Source organism: Pseudomonas putida (assembly GCF_026625125.1).
In the GTDB taxonomy this organism is placed as follows: domain Bacteria; phylum Pseudomonadota; class Gammaproteobacteria; order Pseudomonadales; family Pseudomonadaceae; genus Aquipseudomonas; species Aquipseudomonas putida_X.
This window is the reverse complement of the sequence record NZ_CP113097.1, coordinates 3,950,244-3,965,052: the sequence shown is the minus strand read 5'-3', so window position 1 is coordinate 3,965,052 and position 14,809 is coordinate 3,950,244. Positions and strand designations below refer to the sequence as shown.

General features: G+C 64.0%; 14 protein-coding genes. 9 read left to right on the top strand and 5 right to left on the bottom strand.

What is annotated here, in order from left to right; all coding sequences use genetic code 11:
- Window positions 1-36 precede the first annotated feature (36 nt).
- The 5 genes from fabB to OSW16_RS18380 all read right to left on the bottom strand — a co-directional run bounded on the left by fabB (window position 37) and on the right by OSW16_RS18380 (window position 6,951).
- A complete protein-coding gene (gene fabB / locus OSW16_RS18400; protein WP_012315335.1) occupies window positions 37-1,257 on the bottom strand; it encodes a beta-ketoacyl-ACP synthase I in 1,221 nt (406 codons plus the stop codon).
- 11 nt (window positions 1,258-1,268) lie between these two features.
- Window positions 1,269-1,784 carry a 3-hydroxyacyl-[acyl-carrier-protein] dehydratase FabA gene (fabA, locus tag OSW16_RS18395; RefSeq protein ID WP_241807037.1) on the bottom strand — a complete coding sequence of 172 codons (516 nt, stop codon included), beginning with the start codon at window positions 1,782-1,784 and terminating at the stop codon, window positions 1,269-1,271.
- A gap of 201 nt (window positions 1,785-1,985) precedes the next feature.
- A complete protein-coding gene (locus OSW16_RS18390; RefSeq protein WP_267817413.1) occupies window positions 1,986-3,917 on the bottom strand; it encodes an ATP-binding protein in 1,932 nt (643 codons plus the stop codon).
- On the bottom strand, window positions 3,914-4,804 hold the full coding sequence (locus tag OSW16_RS18385) for an ABC transporter substrate-binding protein (RefSeq protein ID WP_267817411.1): 891 nt from the start codon (window positions 4,802-4,804) through the stop codon (window positions 3,914-3,916). Before OSW16_RS18385 ends, OSW16_RS18390 begins: the two co-directional genes overlap by 4 nt.
- Entirely contained in the window at window positions 4,804-6,951 is a 2,148-nt protein-coding gene (locus OSW16_RS18380) for a TonB-dependent receptor plug domain-containing protein (protein ID WP_267817409.1), read from the bottom strand. Before OSW16_RS18380 ends, OSW16_RS18385 begins: the two co-directional genes overlap by 1 nt.
- Before the next feature lie 244 nt (window positions 6,952-7,195).
- On the opposite strand from OSW16_RS18380, the gene OSW16_RS18375 reads away from it, so the two are divergent.
- From OSW16_RS18375 to kdpA, 9 genes are all read left to right on the top strand, one after another.
- On the top strand, window positions 7,196-8,221 hold the full coding sequence (locus OSW16_RS18375; RefSeq protein ID WP_267817408.1) for an NAD(P)H-dependent glycerol-3-phosphate dehydrogenase: 1,026 nt from the start codon (window positions 7,196-7,198) through the stop codon (window positions 8,219-8,221).
- Window positions 8,222-8,257: 36 nt separating this feature from the next.
- A complete protein-coding gene (locus OSW16_RS18370) occupies window positions 8,258-8,605 on the top strand; it encodes a DUF4389 domain-containing protein (RefSeq protein ID WP_046785237.1) in 348 nt (115 codons plus the stop codon).
- Window positions 8,602-9,060, top strand: a complete 459-nt coding sequence (gene sixA, locus OSW16_RS18365) for a phosphohistidine phosphatase SixA (protein ID WP_267817404.1) — start codon at window positions 8,602-8,604, stop codon at window positions 9,058-9,060. The genes OSW16_RS18370 and sixA overlap by 4 nt, the downstream gene beginning before the upstream one ends.
- 173 nt (window positions 9,061-9,233) lie before the next feature.
- A complete protein-coding gene (locus tag OSW16_RS18360; RefSeq protein ID WP_241807031.1) occupies window positions 9,234-10,022 on the top strand; it encodes an alpha/beta fold hydrolase in 789 nt (262 codons plus the stop codon).
- Window positions 10,019-10,873 carry an alpha/beta hydrolase gene (locus tag OSW16_RS18355; RefSeq protein WP_267817402.1) on the top strand — a complete coding sequence of 285 codons (855 nt, stop codon included), beginning with the start codon at window positions 10,019-10,021 and terminating at the stop codon, window positions 10,871-10,873. Before OSW16_RS18360 ends, OSW16_RS18355 begins: the two co-directional genes overlap by 4 nt.
- 109 nt (window positions 10,874-10,982) lie before the next feature.
- Window positions 10,983-11,774: a DUF4892 domain-containing protein gene (locus OSW16_RS18350; RefSeq protein ID WP_267817400.1), complete on the top strand. Its 792-nt coding sequence runs from the start codon at window positions 10,983-10,985 to the stop codon at window positions 11,772-11,774.
- A 12-nt stretch (window positions 11,775-11,786) separates the two neighbouring features.
- Window positions 11,787-12,839, top strand: coding sequence for an AI-2E family transporter (locus OSW16_RS18345; RefSeq protein WP_267817397.1), 1,053 nt, complete (start codon window positions 11,787-11,789; stop codon window positions 12,837-12,839).
- Window positions 12,840-13,012: 173 nt separating this feature from the next.
- Window positions 13,013-13,102: a K(+)-transporting ATPase subunit F gene (kdpF, locus tag OSW16_RS18340; RefSeq protein ID WP_039602773.1), complete on the top strand. Its 90-nt coding sequence runs from the start codon at window positions 13,013-13,015 to the stop codon at window positions 13,100-13,102.
- Between the two features lie 9 nt (window positions 13,103-13,111).
- On the top strand, window positions 13,112-14,806 hold the full coding sequence (gene kdpA / locus OSW16_RS18335) for a potassium-transporting ATPase subunit KdpA (protein WP_267817394.1): 1,695 nt from the start codon (window positions 13,112-13,114) through the stop codon (window positions 14,804-14,806).
- Window positions 14,807-14,809 lie beyond the last annotated feature (3 nt).

The following is a 14,809-nucleotide window of genomic DNA, read 5'->3' as shown; positions in this document are numbered from 1 at the left end:
ACCAGTCGGGGCGTTTTCATTTACAGCGTCAAAGCATCACTTGCCAGTCCAGCGCTTGAGCACGAGGGTGGCGTTGGTGCCGCCAAAGCCGAAGCTGTTGCTCATGACCGTGTCGATCTTGGCGTTTTCTTCGGTTTTGCGCAGGATCGGCAGGTCAGCGACTTCCGGATCCAGTTCGTCGATGTTGGCGGAACCGGCGATGAAGTTGTTCTCCATCATCAGCAGGCAGTAGATCGCCTCATGCACGCCAGCAGCACCCAGCGAGTGGCCCGACAGGCTCTTGGTCGAGCTGATCTTGGGCGCCTTGTCGCCGAACACGGCGCGAACGCCTTTGATTTCGGCAACGTCGCCGACCGGCGTCGAGGTGCCGTGGGTGTTCAGGTAATCGATCGGGGTGTCGACGGTGGCCAGTGCCTGCTGCATGCAGCGAATGGCACCTTCGCCGCTTGGGGCAACCATGTCGTAGCCGTCGGAGGTCGCGCCGTAGCCGACGATTTCGGCGTAGATCTTGGCGCCACGGGCGAGGGCGTGTTCCAGTTCCTCGACCACGACCATACCGCCGCCGCCAGCGATGACGAAGCCATCACGGTCGGCATCGTAAGCGCGCGAAGCCAGTTCTGGCGTATCGTTGCGCTTGGTCGACAAGGCACCCATGGCATCGAACAGGAACGATTGGCTCCAGTGCTCTTCTTCACCGCCACCGGCGAAGACGATGTCTTGCTTGCCCCACTGGATCTGCTCCAGGGCGGTGCCGATGCAGTGTGCCGAGGTGGCGCAGGCCGATGAGATGGAGTAGTTCAGGCCCTTGATCTTGAACGGGGTGGCCAGGCACGCCGAGACGGTGCTGCCCATGGTGCGGGTGACGCGGTAGGGGCCGACACGCTTGACGCCTTTCTCACGCAGGGTGTCCAGTGCTTCCATCTGGTTCAGGGTCGAGGCCCCGCCGGAGCCAGCCACCAGGCCGGTACGCGGGTTGGAAACCTGCTCTTCGGTCAGGCCGGCGTCCTTGATCGCGTCCTGCATCGCCAGGTAGGCATAGGCCGCAGCGTGGCCGACGAAGCGGTAGACCTTGCGGTCGATCAGTTCTTCGAGGTTGAGGTCGATGGAACCGGAAACCTGGCTACGCAGCCCCTGTTCCTTGTATTCCGGGTTGTAACGGATACCCGGACGGCTGTTGCGCAGGTTTTCGGTGACGGTAGCTTTGTCATTGCCCAGGCACGATACGATGCCCAGACCAGTTATAACGACGCGGCGCATGCGAATAACCCTTAGAAATTGTCAGTGGAGGTGAACACGCCGACCCGCAGGGCGTCGGCAGTGTAGATCTCGCGGCCGTCAACGCTGACCGAGCCATCGGCGATGGCCATGTTCAGCTTGCCCTTCAGGACGCGCTTGATGTGAATGTTGTAGGTGACTTTCTTGGCGGTGGGCAACACCTGGCCAAAGAATTTCACTTCACCCGAACCCAGGGCGCGGCCACGGCCGGGCAGGCCCTGCCAGCCCAGGAAGAAACCAACCAGCTGCCACATGGCATCCAGGCCCAGGCAGCCAGGCATTACCGGGTCGCCTTCGAAATGGCAGGCGAAGAACCACAGGTCCGGGGTGATATCCAGCTCGGCGACCAATTCACCTTTGCCGTACTTGCCGCCTTCTTCGCTGATATGGGTGATGCGATCGACCATCAGCATGTTCGGCGCGGGCAGTTGCGCATTACCTGGGCCGAACAGCTCACCGCGACTGCAGCGCAGCAGGTCTTCCCGAGTAAAGGCGTGTTGTTTGGTCATGCGAGCTCCTCAATAACCCCCTGTGGCAGGGGATGAATCTTCCCGGCCAACCCGGCATCAGTCCGGGCGGCAGCCTACAGGTAGACTATTGCGTTGTAGTGAAAGTCACAGCGCACCTGGCGAAAGAAGTACAGGTGTGCACTGAAACGTCTATTTTCAGGGCCGATGACGGTCCTGTCCAGTCCTTAAGACTGCCGCACTTTAGCATTTATCGCCAGTCGCGACTGTCCGGCCAGGCAGCCAGCGTTGCAACACCTGCTGCAGGTCAGTGCGACGCAACGGTTTGCTCAGGTAATCGTCCATGCCGGCGGCCATGCAGCGTTCCCGGTCACCCTGCAGGGCGTTGGCGGTCAGGGCGATGATCGGCAGCTGGCCGCCGTTGGGCAGCAGGCGTATGCGTCGGGTGGCTTCATAACCATCGAGCTGTGGCAAGCGGCAGTCCATCAGGATGGCCGCAAAGTGCTGCTGGCTGACCTTTTCCACGGCCTGGATGCCGTCCTGGGCCACGCTGACTTCCAGGCCCAGGCTGCGCAACATGGCTTCGATAACGCTCTGATTGACCGGATTGTCCTCCACCAGCAGGATCCGTTCGCCTTGGGCGAGCGGGGTGTGAGCCACCAGCGCGCCGGGCAATGCCGCAGCAGCAGGGCTGGCCAGGGCGAGCGGCATTTCCAGGGTGAAGGTCGAGCCCAGCCCTTCGTGGCTCTCCCCGCGCAGCGTGCCGCCCATGCGTTCAGCGAGGGTACGAGCGATGGACAGCCCCAGGCCGGTACCGCCATAGCGCCGTGAAATCGAGCTGTCGGCCTGCTGGAAGGCGACGAACATCATTTCCAGGCGTTCGCTGTCGATGCCGATGCCGGTGTCGCGCACGCTGCAGGTGAACCAGAGCGTCTGACGATCGAGCGCCTGCCAACGAGCCTCGACCTGCACCTGGCCCCGTTCAGTGAACTTCAAGGCATTGCCGACCAGGTTGAGGAGGATCTGGCGGATGCGTGTGGGGTCGCCGACCACTTGAAGCTGCTGGCTCTGGGGCGGTAATTGCAGTTGCAGGTCCAGGCCCCGTTGCTGTGCGCTGTGCTGGAAGGACTGCACGCTGCTGGCGATCAGCTCGCCGAGGTTGAAGTCGATATGCTCCAGTTGCAGGGTGGTGCGTTCGATCCGGGAGAAATCGAGAATGTCGTTGATCACCTTGAGCAAGTGCCCAGTGGACTCGCTGGCCACAGCGGTGTACTCGGCCTGCTCGCTGGTCAGCTGGGTGGTTTCGAGCAGCTGCAGCATGCCCAGCACGCCATTCATGGGGGTACGCAACTCGTGGCTCATCATCGCCAGGAACTCCGACTTGGCGCCGTTGGCCTGCTCGGCCTCCTCGCGGGCCTGGATCAACTGGGCAATGGCTTGCTTCTGTTCGGCGCTGGCCTGTTCCAGGGCGCTGGCCAGGTTGTTGATATGGCGCGCCAGGTGCCCCAGTTCGCTGTCGTCGACCACTGGCAGCGGGGTGTTGTAGTCGCCTTGCTGGATGGCCTTGACCGCATGGCCCATGTCGCTGATCGGCTTTGCGAGGCTCATGGCCAGGCGGCGTGCCAGCAGGAAGGTGAACAGCAGGGCGAACAGTGCCAGGATGCCGGCCTTGATGACGATCTCCTGTTGGCGCTGGCTGAAGGCGTCGTCCGACATGCCGACGATCACCCGCCCCAGATAATCGTCCCCGATCGCCGGCGATGGCGCCTTGCCCTGCTGCAGGAAGTCACTGTCCAGGCGGATCTGTTGAAGGCGGATCGGGGCCTGGAATACCTCTACCCGCTGCGCCCGGTTGGTGCTTTCGTCGGCCTGCTCGACGTAGACGAGGATATGGTTGCGGCTGTCCTGCACTTCCAGGAAGCGCACATGTGGAATGCTCAGGGTGGCACGCATCAACCCCTCGAGCACTTCGTTGTTGCCTGAGATCACCCCATATTCGGATGCCGGGGCCAATTGGTTGGCGATCAGTTGGCCGGTATGGTTGAGTTCCTGACGCAGGTCCTGAATACGCACGAAGGTGAAGAAGCTGATCAGCAGCAACGTCAGCAGCAGCGCAGGGCCCAGGCTGATGATCTGGGTGCGGGTGTGGATATCCCAGCTCAGGCGTTTGCTCATGGGGTGGGTTCTCCTTCGGCCAAAACCTTGGCAGTGGCGTTTGGATCGATCGGTTCCAGGCCCAGGGCGCGAGCCACCTGCTGGTTGCCACTGACCCCGAAGCGGTCGGGGTACAGGCTGCGCGGCCATTGCGCTGGCGGGCGGTCGAGCAGTCGGTCGAGCACCGCCAGCCAGTCTTCCTGGTCGCTGTAGGTACTGGCCAGAGCACCGGCGCGGACAAAACCGGCGTTCGGGCCGATCAACGCCATCTGCCGGCCGTAGCTGCTGAGCAGCAGGTTCTTGGCGGTCTTGGAGTTGTAGAGGTCGGGGTCTTCCAGGCCCAGCAGCACGTCGCTGTTGCCCAACAGATTCAGCAGTGGTCGGCTGTCGCGCTGGTCCGGCCATTGCTGGGCGACGATTTCCAGCCCCAGAGGCCGGGCCGCCTGGCGCAGTTCGTCAAGCAGAAAATGGCTGTGTTCTGCGTACAGCACGCCGATGCGTTGGGCTTGCGGCAACAGGTAGCGGGCCAGGCGCAACTGGCGGGCCAGGGGCGGATCACTCCACAGCAGGGTCAAGTACGCCGGTCGTGACTTTCCCAGGCGCTGCTCGGCCTCTACGCGGCTAATGCGCATGGCCAAGGCCGGCGGGCCTTTGCTCTCGGCCAGGCGCCACTCCAGTGCGGCGCTGTCAAGCAGCACCAGGCGCAGGTCGGCCTGAAGCTTGCCTGGGCTAGGCAGTTGGTCGACGGTCTGAAACCTTACCTGATCGTGGTTGCGGCGGCTTTCGAGCGCTGCGACGAAGCTACGGATGCCGGGCTGTTCCTCGCCACCGACCAACAGGATTTCGCTGGCGGACAGCGAACCCATTGGCCAAAGGCAGAACACCAGCAGGCGCAGCAGGCGGGCCATCAGAACTCCAGCTCCGCGCTGACGCTCAGGCGGTGACGGCTGTCATAGCGGTTCTGCACGGTGGTGGTCGGTTCGTCGTCCAGGCGCTGCTGCCATAACGCGGCCAGTTCGAGGGTGCTGCCCTGGATACGAAAGCGTTTGGCCAGGCGCAGGTCGAGGCGCTCGTAGCGGTACTGGTTGAGTGCATCGTCACCGTAGTAGAACAGCGCACTGGACCAGCCATCACCCCATTCGCGCATCCACCCCGCCGAGCCACTGTTGCGGGCAGTGTTGGCGCTGTCGGCGGGGTTGCTGGCCCAGGCATCGACATAGGCATACGTGAGCCGCAGGCGGTCGCGCCGGGTGGGGCGCCAGTCCAGCTGTGCCTCGCTGCCGCTGAATCGGGCCTTGTTGGCGTTACTGGCGATGTACTGGTTGTTGCGCAGTGGCTCGCTGATCATTCCGGTGATCTCGTCGTAGAACAGCTTCACATCCATGTTCAGGTCGATATCGGTGAACTGGCCGTTGTAGCCCAGCTCACGTGAGCGCATGCGTTCCTGGTCGAGGTCGCCCGGCCCGCGGGTCTTGACGAAATACTCGCCGTTCTGCTGGCCGAACGCAGTAGGGGTCAGGTTCGTGACCGTGTAGCTCCAGTTGACGTTGTTCTCGAACATGTCCGGGGAGCGCACTGCCTCGGAGTACACCGCACGCAAGCCGTGGCGCGGGGTGATCAGGTAGTTGACCGCCATGCGCGGTGACAGCGAGCTGCCGGACAGTTGCGAATCTTCGAACATCGCGCCGCCCTGCACGATCCAATGCTCGTCCGCGCGCCACTCCAACTGGCCAAAGAGGCGCCAGGTCTGATCGTCCAGGCCGCCGTCGAAATACGTCTGCGAGTCGGCGCGGTCATAACGGTAGTTCATGCCGCTGAGCAGGCGCAGGTTTTCGGTCAGGCTCAGGGTGTCCTGGATTTCCAGGTCGTAGCGGGTTTCCCGGGTGCTCTGGTCGACATCGCCGCACACCACGTTGCTGCCGCCCTGGTTGTTCCACTGGTCCTTGATGGCATCGACCAGCGCCTGCTCTTCGGGGTTGCTGCTGTTGGGCGGGTTGTTCGCGCCGCGGGCGACCTGCTCGGCGAAATTCGGGTTGAGCTGCCACAGCCGGGTCAGTTCCGGGCTGAACGACAGCGCTGCGTCGCAGGCGCGCCAGACCTGCTGGCGGTCGAAGTGCTGAGCCGAGCCCTGCACGTACAGGCTGTGGTCAGGGTTGAAGTCGATGTTCCAGCGCACGGAGCCTGCGTAGTCCTTGGCATTGACGTCGGCATTGTTGCCGCTTTCGGTGACGAAGGGGAATACGGGCTGGTAGGTATAGGGCCGCTGGTTGCTGCCTTCTTTGGCTGCCAGTTGCCATTCCAGGGTCTGGTTTATCGCGAGGTTGTGGCTGACGCTGAGGTTGAAGCGGTTCAGGCGGCGACTGTCGCGGTAATCCTGGCCGAACTGGTTTTCATCGAAGCCGTCATCTTTCTGGCCCGACACCGACAGGCGCAGGTCACCGCCGTCCCAGCCGAAGCCGTGGCTGAGGTAGTAGTCATCGATGCCATCCTGGCCGCGGGTCAGTTTCATGCGCGTGCCGTGGCTGTCGGCGGGATTGCGGGTGAGAATGTTGACCACCGCCATCAGTGCGTTGGCGCCGTAGCTGACGGTGTTGGGGCCGCGGAACACCTCGATGCGTTCGATGTCCTCCAGCGCCACCGGGATGTCGCTCCAGTCCACCGTGGCCAGGCCGGCGCGGTACACCGAGCGGCCGTCGATGAGCACCTGCATGCGTCGGGCTTCGTTGACGTTGGTGCCGTGGTAGTTGACGGTCGGCTGGTTGCCGGCGCCGTAGCCGATCATCATCCCCGGCACCAGGCGCAGCAGTTCGGGAATGTCGCGGGCGCCGCTGGCTCGGATCAGTTCGCTGTCGAGCACGGTCATGCTGCCCGGCACGGCGGCCGGGGACTGTTTCAGCCGCGTGGCGGTCAGAACCTGTGGCAGGTCGGCGTTGTCGATGAACAGGTCGTCGGCCACGGCCGGGCTGCCGAGCAATGCTGTGAGCAGCAACAGGCGAGGGTAGGGAGGCGTGCCAGGGAACACGATACGGCCTTGTATCAGAGTTGAAACAGGCATGTTAACTGACCATGGAGCTTTTGCCAGCCAAACGGTGGGCTGCGGGCTGCGAGCTGCAAGCTGCAAGCTACGAGCTGCAAGCTGCAAGCTGCAAGAAACAGCGACCTCACTGGCCACAAGGGTTTCTTATGGCTTGAAGCTTGCAGCTTGCAGCTTGCAGCTTGCAGCTTGTAGCTCGCAATCCCTGGCTTGGTCGTATAATGGGCCCCGTCGCCAATTAACTAATGGCTTTAACGGATCGAATATGACTGAACAGCAACCTGTTGCGGTTCTGGGAGGCGGCAGCTTCGGCACCGCAGTGGCGAACCTGCTGGCGCAGAACGGCGTGCCGGTGCGCCAATGGATGCGTGACCCTGAGCAGGCCGAGGCCATGCGCATCAATCGCGAGAACCCGCGCTACCTCAAAGGCATCCGCCTGCATGACGGCGTCGAGCCGGTCAACGACCTGCTGGGCACGTTGCACAGCAGCGACCTGATCTTCGTTGCGCTGCCTTCCAGCGCCTTGCGCAGCGTCCTGGCCCCGCATGCCGAGCTGTTACGCGGCAAATGCCTGGTCAGCCTGACCAAAGGCATCGAAGCACAGAGCTTCAAGCTGATGAGCCAGATCCTCGAAGAAATCGCGCCCGATGCGCGAATCGGTGTGTTGTCCGGGCCAAACCTGGCCCGCGAGATCGCTGAGCATGCGCTGACCGCTACCGTGGTCGCCAGCGAAGATGAAGACCTCTGCCAGCGCGTGCAGGCGGTATTGCACGGGCGCACCTTCCGTGTCTACGCCAGCAGCGACCGCTTCGGTGTCGAGCTGGGCGGTGCCCTGAAGAACGTCTATGCGATCATCGCTGGCATGGCCGTGGCATTGGGGATGGGCGAAAACACCAAGAGCATGCTGATTACCCGGGCGCTGGCCGAAATGACCCGTTTCGCCGTGAGCCAAGGTGCCAACCCCATGACCTTCCTCGGCCTTGCCGGGGTCGGCGACCTGATCGTCACCTGCTCTTCGCCCAAGAGCCGCAACTACCAGGTCGGTCACGCCCTGGGCCAGGGCCTGACGCTGGAGCAGGCGGTCACTCGCCTGGGCGAAGTGGCCGAAGGGGTCAATACCCTCAAGGTACTCAAGGCCAAGGCGGAGGAGGTCCAGGTCTACATGCCGCTGGTGGCCGGGCTGCACGCCATCCTCTTCGAAGGCCGCACGCTGAACCAGGTGATCGAGCGCTTGATGCGTGCCGAGCCCAAGACCGACGTCGACTTCATTTCCATCAGCGGTTTCAACTGAGCCTGCCGCGGCTTTGAACAGAACAAGGAGCGACACATGAACGATACCCCTGAGCGCGCCCAGCGCGAGTCGATCATCCTGCGTGTGTTATGGATGCTGGTGTTTCTGGTGGTGTGGCAATTGGCCGAGCTGCTGCTCGGCGGCCTGGTGCTGGTGCAGCTCATCTACCGCCTGATCTACGGCGCGCCGAGCGCCAGCCTGATGAACTTCGGCGACAGCCTGAGCCAGTATCTGGCGCAGATCGGTCGCTTTGGCACCTTCCATACCGACAGCAAACCGTGGCCTTTCGCTGACTGGCCCACGCCGCGTGCGCCGGAAGGCGAAGCGCCCCATGCCGTTGCCCCAGCACCCCATCCGGTGCGCGACGAGGAGCCCAAGCTGTGAAACTGTGGGTATTGCGCCACGGTGAGGCTGAGCCCAGGGCCAACACCGACGCCGAACGACGCCTGACTGCCCACGGCCGCGAGCAGGTGCTGCACAGTGCTGCGCACCTGCTTGGCCAGCCGCTGCAGGCCATCCTTGCCAGCCCCTACGTGCGTGCTCAGCAAACGGCCGCCCTGGTGCATGACACCCTGGGCTTCGCCGAGCCGGTGCGCACCGTGCCCTGGCTGACGCCGGAAAGCAACGTGCAAGAGGTGATCGCCGAACTCGAACGCCTGGGGCTTGACCAGGTATTGCTGGTCAGCCACCAGCCGTTGGTGGGCGCGCTGGTGGGCATGCTGGAGCATGGCCACGCGCAACAGCCTGCGCCGCTGAGCACCGCCAGCCTGGCGCAGCTTGAAGGCGACTGGCCGCTGGCGGGGCTGATGACCCTGCAGGCCCTGCATCACGCCCCTTGAGTGATCGGCAACGGGCCTTGGTGCCTGTTGCCGTGCCCTCTGCCGATTGCTCGCATACCCGCCTGGTGAGCCCTCGGTGACCTGATCGCCCTCGCCGATGACCTTTACAGGCGTTGCCGAGCGCGAGCGGGATGCCGACAATGGGCCATCATCCCCGTACCGGACCAGGTGCCATGTCGCAGCAGATCTTCTTCGCCCATGCCAACGGATTCCCGTCGGCCACCTACGGCAAGCTGTTCGCTGCCCTGGCGCCGGATTACCAGGTGCAGCATTTGCCCCAGCATGCTCACGACCCCCGCTTTCCGGTGAACGAGAACTGGCAGAGCCTGGTGGACGAACTCTTGCACCACCTGGCCAGGCAGGATCAGCCGGTGTGGGGTGTCGGGCACTCGCTCGGTGGCGTGCTGCACCTGCATGCAGCCCTGCGCTGCCCGGCGTATTACCGCGGTGTGGTCATGCTTGACTCACCGGTGCTGACCCGCGCCGATCAGTGGTTGCTGCGCACCGCCAAGCGCTTTGGCTTCATCGACCGCATTACCCCTGCTGGCCGTACCCTGGGCCGGCGAGAAGCGTTCAGCGACCGCGCCAGCGCACGGGATTATTTCGCCAGCAAGAAGCTGTTCCGGCATTTTGACCCCGACTGCCTGGAAGCCTACCTCGAGCATGGCCTGGAAGACGTGGAGCAGGGGGTACGCCTGCGCTTCGATCCGGCTACCGAGATCAGCATCTACCGCAGCATTCCTCACGCCAGCCCGGCCCCTGCACGGCAGCTTCAGGTGCCCCTGGCGATGGTGCGGGGGGAGCGCAGCAATGTGATCCGTCGCCACCACACGTTGGCTGTGCGCGGCATGCCCAAGGGCGAATACCACAGCGTGCCCGGTGGGCACATGTTCCCGCTGGAGCGGCCGACAGACACTGCCAGCCTGATCAAAGGCCTGTTCGACCGCTGGGGCCAGGCATGAGTGCCCATGTCGAGGAAATCCGTCTCAGCCTCGGCCATATCGAACTGGCTGCTCACCTGTTCGGCCCCGAAGATGGCCTGCCGGTGATCGCCCTGCATGGCTGGCTGGACAACGCCAACAGTTTTGCCCGCCTCGCACCGCAGTTGAAAGGCCTGCGTATCCTCGCCCTGGACCTTGCCGGGCACGGCTACTCGCAGCACCGCCCGCCAGGCGCCGGCTATGCGCTGGCCGACTACGCCCATGATGTACTGCGGGTTGCCGAACAACTGGGCTGGCAACGGTTTGCCCTCTTGGGGCATTCGCTGGGGGCGATCATTTCGGTGCAACTGGCCGCCGCCCTGCCAGAGCGGGTCAGCCATCTGGCGCTGATCGATGGCGTCATCCCGCCGACCGGGGCCGAGGAGGATGCCGGCGAGCGCCTGGGGTTGGCGCTGCAGGCCCAGTTGCGCCTGGATGGCAAACGCAAGTCGGTCTACAAGACCCTGGAGGAGGGCGTGCAGGCGCGCATGAAGGGCATGGTCGCGGTCAGCCGGGACGCTGCCGAGTTGCTCGCCCAGCGCGGACTGATGCCGGTGCCCGGCGGTTACAGCTGGCGCAGTGACAGCCGCCTGACGTTACCGTCGCCGGTGCGCTTGAGCCATGCCCAGGCCATGGCCTATGTGCGCCGGGTGAACTGCCCGGCCTGCCTGGTGGTGGCGGCCGATGGCATGCTGGCGCGCCACGCTGAGCTGCTGGAGCAGCTAACCTTTGAACAGACGGTGCTACCCGGTGGCCATCATCTGCACCTGAACGATGAACACGGCGCGACCCTTGTCGCAGACTGTATCAATCGCTTCTTTGGCTTTGCTTGACTTGAGCCGGACAAGTGTCGAGGCTTGGCGGGTTGAACAGGGAGACAACCATGCAACTGCCAGACATCCTGGAGCTTCATCACGGCGCTCGGCGCCGCGCGGGTCGCCGATGAGCGTGCCCGTCATGATTCGCACGGCCGGCGCCTGCCTGGCGCTCGTCAGCCCGTTGCTGTGGGCCGGCGCCCTGCCGGTGCCTGTGGACGCCAAAGTGGTCGAACAACGCCCGGCAGTCGAGCAGGAACGCATCTACCCAATGGGCCCACTGCGCAAGATCAGCGGCCGTCTGCGCGTGGACGCCAAGGTCGAGAGCCGGGGTCAGGTCAGCTCCATCACCTACGAGCTGCCGGAAGAGCGCACGGCGCGCGAGGCTTTTGCCAGCGCCCGTGAAGCACTGCAGCGCGATGGCGGCTATCCGTTGTTCTGGTGTCTGGGCCGCGATTGCGGCGAAGCCAGCCTGTGGGGCAACGAGGTCTTCGGCAGCGCGCGGCTCAATGGCGGTGACGAGCAGCAGGCGTTCATCCTTCTGCGCCGCTCCGCCGAAGAGGCCGATACCCTGGTGGCGCTTTACGCCGTAACCCGCGGCAACCGTCGCGCCTACCTGCACGTGGAAGAGTTCGTCGCCAGCAGCCCGCTGGGTGAATTGCTGCCGACACCCGCCACGGTGCTGCTTGAAATGCGCGACACTGGCAAGCTCGACTACCCCGACCTGGGTGCACCTGAGCCTGCGTGGGTGGCGCTGTTGGGGCGCAGCCTGAAGCTGGATATCACGTTGCGCGCCAGCCTCAGCGGTGCCCAGGCCGAAGCCTGGCGTCAGCAACTGATCAAGGCCGGCGTACGCAGCAACCGGCTCGAAGTCGGCAATGCCCCCACCGATGGCCTGCACCTGGAACTGATCCGTTGAATGAGCGCCACCATGGCCAACAATGATCGCCTGCTGATCCAGATTATCCTGCTGACCTTGCTCGGCGCCGCGTTGTGGGTGATGGCACCGTTCATCTCCGCGTTGTTGTGGGGGGCGATCCTGGCATTTGCCAGTTGGCCGCTGATGCGCCTGCTGACGCGCGCACTGGGTGGGCGTGAAACATTGGCGGCAGGCCTGCTGACCTCGGCCTGGATCCTGATCGTGGCCTTGCCGCTGGTGTGGCTGGGCTTCAACCTCGCCGACCACGTTCGGGACGCCACTGCCTTCGTGCGCGACGTCCAGGTCGATGGCTTGCCTGATGCCCCAGCGTGGCTGGGTGGCATTCCGCTGGTCGGTGAGCGGCTGGTCAGCGGCTGGCAATCCCTGGACCAGCAGGGCGCGGCGCTGATCGCGTCGGTCAAGCCTTACCTGGGGCAGGTCGGCAACTGGTTGCTGGCACGCAGTGCGCAGATCGGCAGCGGTGTGCTGGAGCTGACGCTGAGCCTGGTGTTCGTATTCTTCTTCTACCGCGATGGCCCGCGCCTGGCGGCGTTCGTCCTGCGTTTGCTGAAGCGTCTTGTTGGTGAGCGTGCCGAGTATTACCTGGACCTGGTAGCGGGCACCGTGCAACGGGTGGTGAACGGGGTGATCGGTACTGCGGCGGCACAGGCACTGCTGGCCTTGATCGGCTTCCTGATTGCCGGTGTGCCGGGGGCCATCGTGCTGGGCCTGGTCACCTTCATGCTCAGCCTGATCCCCATGGGGCCGCCACTGGCGTGGATACCCGCGACGGCCTGGCTGGTATGGAAGGGTGAGTACGGCATGGCGGTGTTCCTGGGTATCTGGGGCACCTTCGTCATCAGTGGTGTGGACAACGTGCTCAAGCCTTACCTGATCAGCAGGGGCGGTAACCTGCCGCTGGTCATCGTGCTGCTCGGGGTGTTTGGCGGTTTGATTGCCTTTGGCTTCATTGGCCTGTTCATCGGGCCGACCCTGCTGGCGGTGGGGTATAGCCTGCTGCTGGACTGGAGCCGCAACGCCGGGCAGCCAACCCCCCAACCTTAGCCTGCCTGACCCCTGGCGGGCTTGCCCCGCCAATGGGCCGGTGCAGGCGATGCCCGTCCTGATCTTTACGCATTCTTTATCCCCAGCCCCGCGCCTCGACCTCGCCCCTTTACGCCTTCCCCTAGGACAATTCCCCCAAAGCGGCTCAAGCCGTAACCAGGGGAGATCCACACATGAACATGCTCGACGGGCTGTCACTGCTACTGGCAGTGGCATTGGCGGTTTACCTGCTGATGGCGCTGCTGCGCGCCGATCGCAGCTAGGGAGCGGCCATGCACAGTTATGACTACGCGTTGCTGGTGGCGTTTTTCGCTATCGTGCTGCTATCGGCACCCTGGCTCGGGCGGTTCTACTTCAACGTCATGGAAGGGCAGCGGACTTGGCTGACGCCGCTGCTTGGGCCGGTGGAGCGGGGCTGCTACCGGCTGGCCGGCGTGCGCGCCGATCAGGAACAGAACTGGAAGCAGTACGCCCTGGCGCTGATGGCATTCAACCTGGCCGGCTTCGTGCTGCTCTTCAGCGTGCTGTTGCTGCAAGGGTATCTGCCGCTCAACCCGCAACACTTGCCCGGCCTGGAATGGTCGTTGGCGTTCAACACCGCGGTGAGTTTCGTCACCAACACCAACTGGCAGGCTTACAGCGGTGAAGCTTCGGTCAGTTACCTGAGCCAGATGCTGGGCATGACTGTACAGAACTTCGTCAGCGCCGCTACCGGGCTGGCCGTACTGGTCGCCTTGTGCCGCGGCATCGCCCGGCGCTCGACCAGCAGTATCGGCAATTTCTGGGTCGACATGACCCGTGCCACCCTGTACGGCCTGTTGCCGTTCTGCCTGGTGCTCGCGCTGCTGCTGGTCTGGCAGGGTGTGCCGCAGACTTTCGCTGACTACGCCCACGCAGTGACCCTGCAAGGCGCTGACCAGACGATTCCGCTCGGCCCTGCCGCCAGCCAGATCGCGATCAAGCAATTGGGGACCAACGGTGGCGGTTTCTTCGGTGTCAACTCGGCGCACCCGTTCGAGAACCCCACGGCCTGGAGCAACCTGTTCGAGGTGGCTTCGATCATCCTGATCCCGGCCGCCCTGGTCTTCACCTTCGGCCATTACGTCAAGGACCTGCGCCAGAGCCGGGCGATTCTTGCCTGCATGCTCGGCCTGTTTCTGATTGGCGGCGCGACCGCGCTGTGGTCGGAGCACCAGCCCAACCCGGCGCTTGACAGCGCGCAGGTTCAGCAGAGCGCACCCCTGGAGGGCAAGGAAAGCCGCTTCGGCACGACCGGCTCGGTGCTGTGGGCGGTAACCACCACCGCAGCGTCCAACGGGTCGGTCAACGCCATGCACGATAGCCTCAACCCACTCACCGGCATGGTCGCCATGGTCAACATGATGGTCGGCGAGGTGATCTTCGGCGGTGTTGGCGCGGGGCTCTACGGCATGTTGCTGTTCGTGTTGATCGCGGTGTTCCTGGCCGGCTTGATGATCGGCCGGACCCCGGAATACCTCGGCAAGAAACTGCAGGCCCGGGAAGTGCAACTGTTGGTGGCAACCCTGCTGGTGATGCCGGTGGGCGTGCTGGTGCTTGGCGCTATCGCCGCCAGCCTGCCAGGCCCTGCCGGCGCGGTCAGCAACCCGGGGGCACATGGCTTCAGCCAGTTGCTTTACGCCTACACCTCCGGCGCCGCCAACAACGGCTCGGCGTTCGCAGGTTTCGGCGCCAACACAGTGTTCCACAACGTGATGATCGGCCTGGCCATGCTCATCGGCCGCTTTGGCTACATCCTGCCGATCCTGGCCTTGGCTGGCAGCCTGGCTGCGAAGAAAAGCGCGCCCCAAGGGCTCAACAGCTTCCCGACCCATGGCCCGCTGTTCACCGGCCTGCTGCTGGTGACCATCCTGCTGGTGGGCGGCCTGACCTTCCTGCCGACCCTGGCCCTTGGGCCAATCGCTGAACACCTGAGCCTGGGTTTCTGAGGA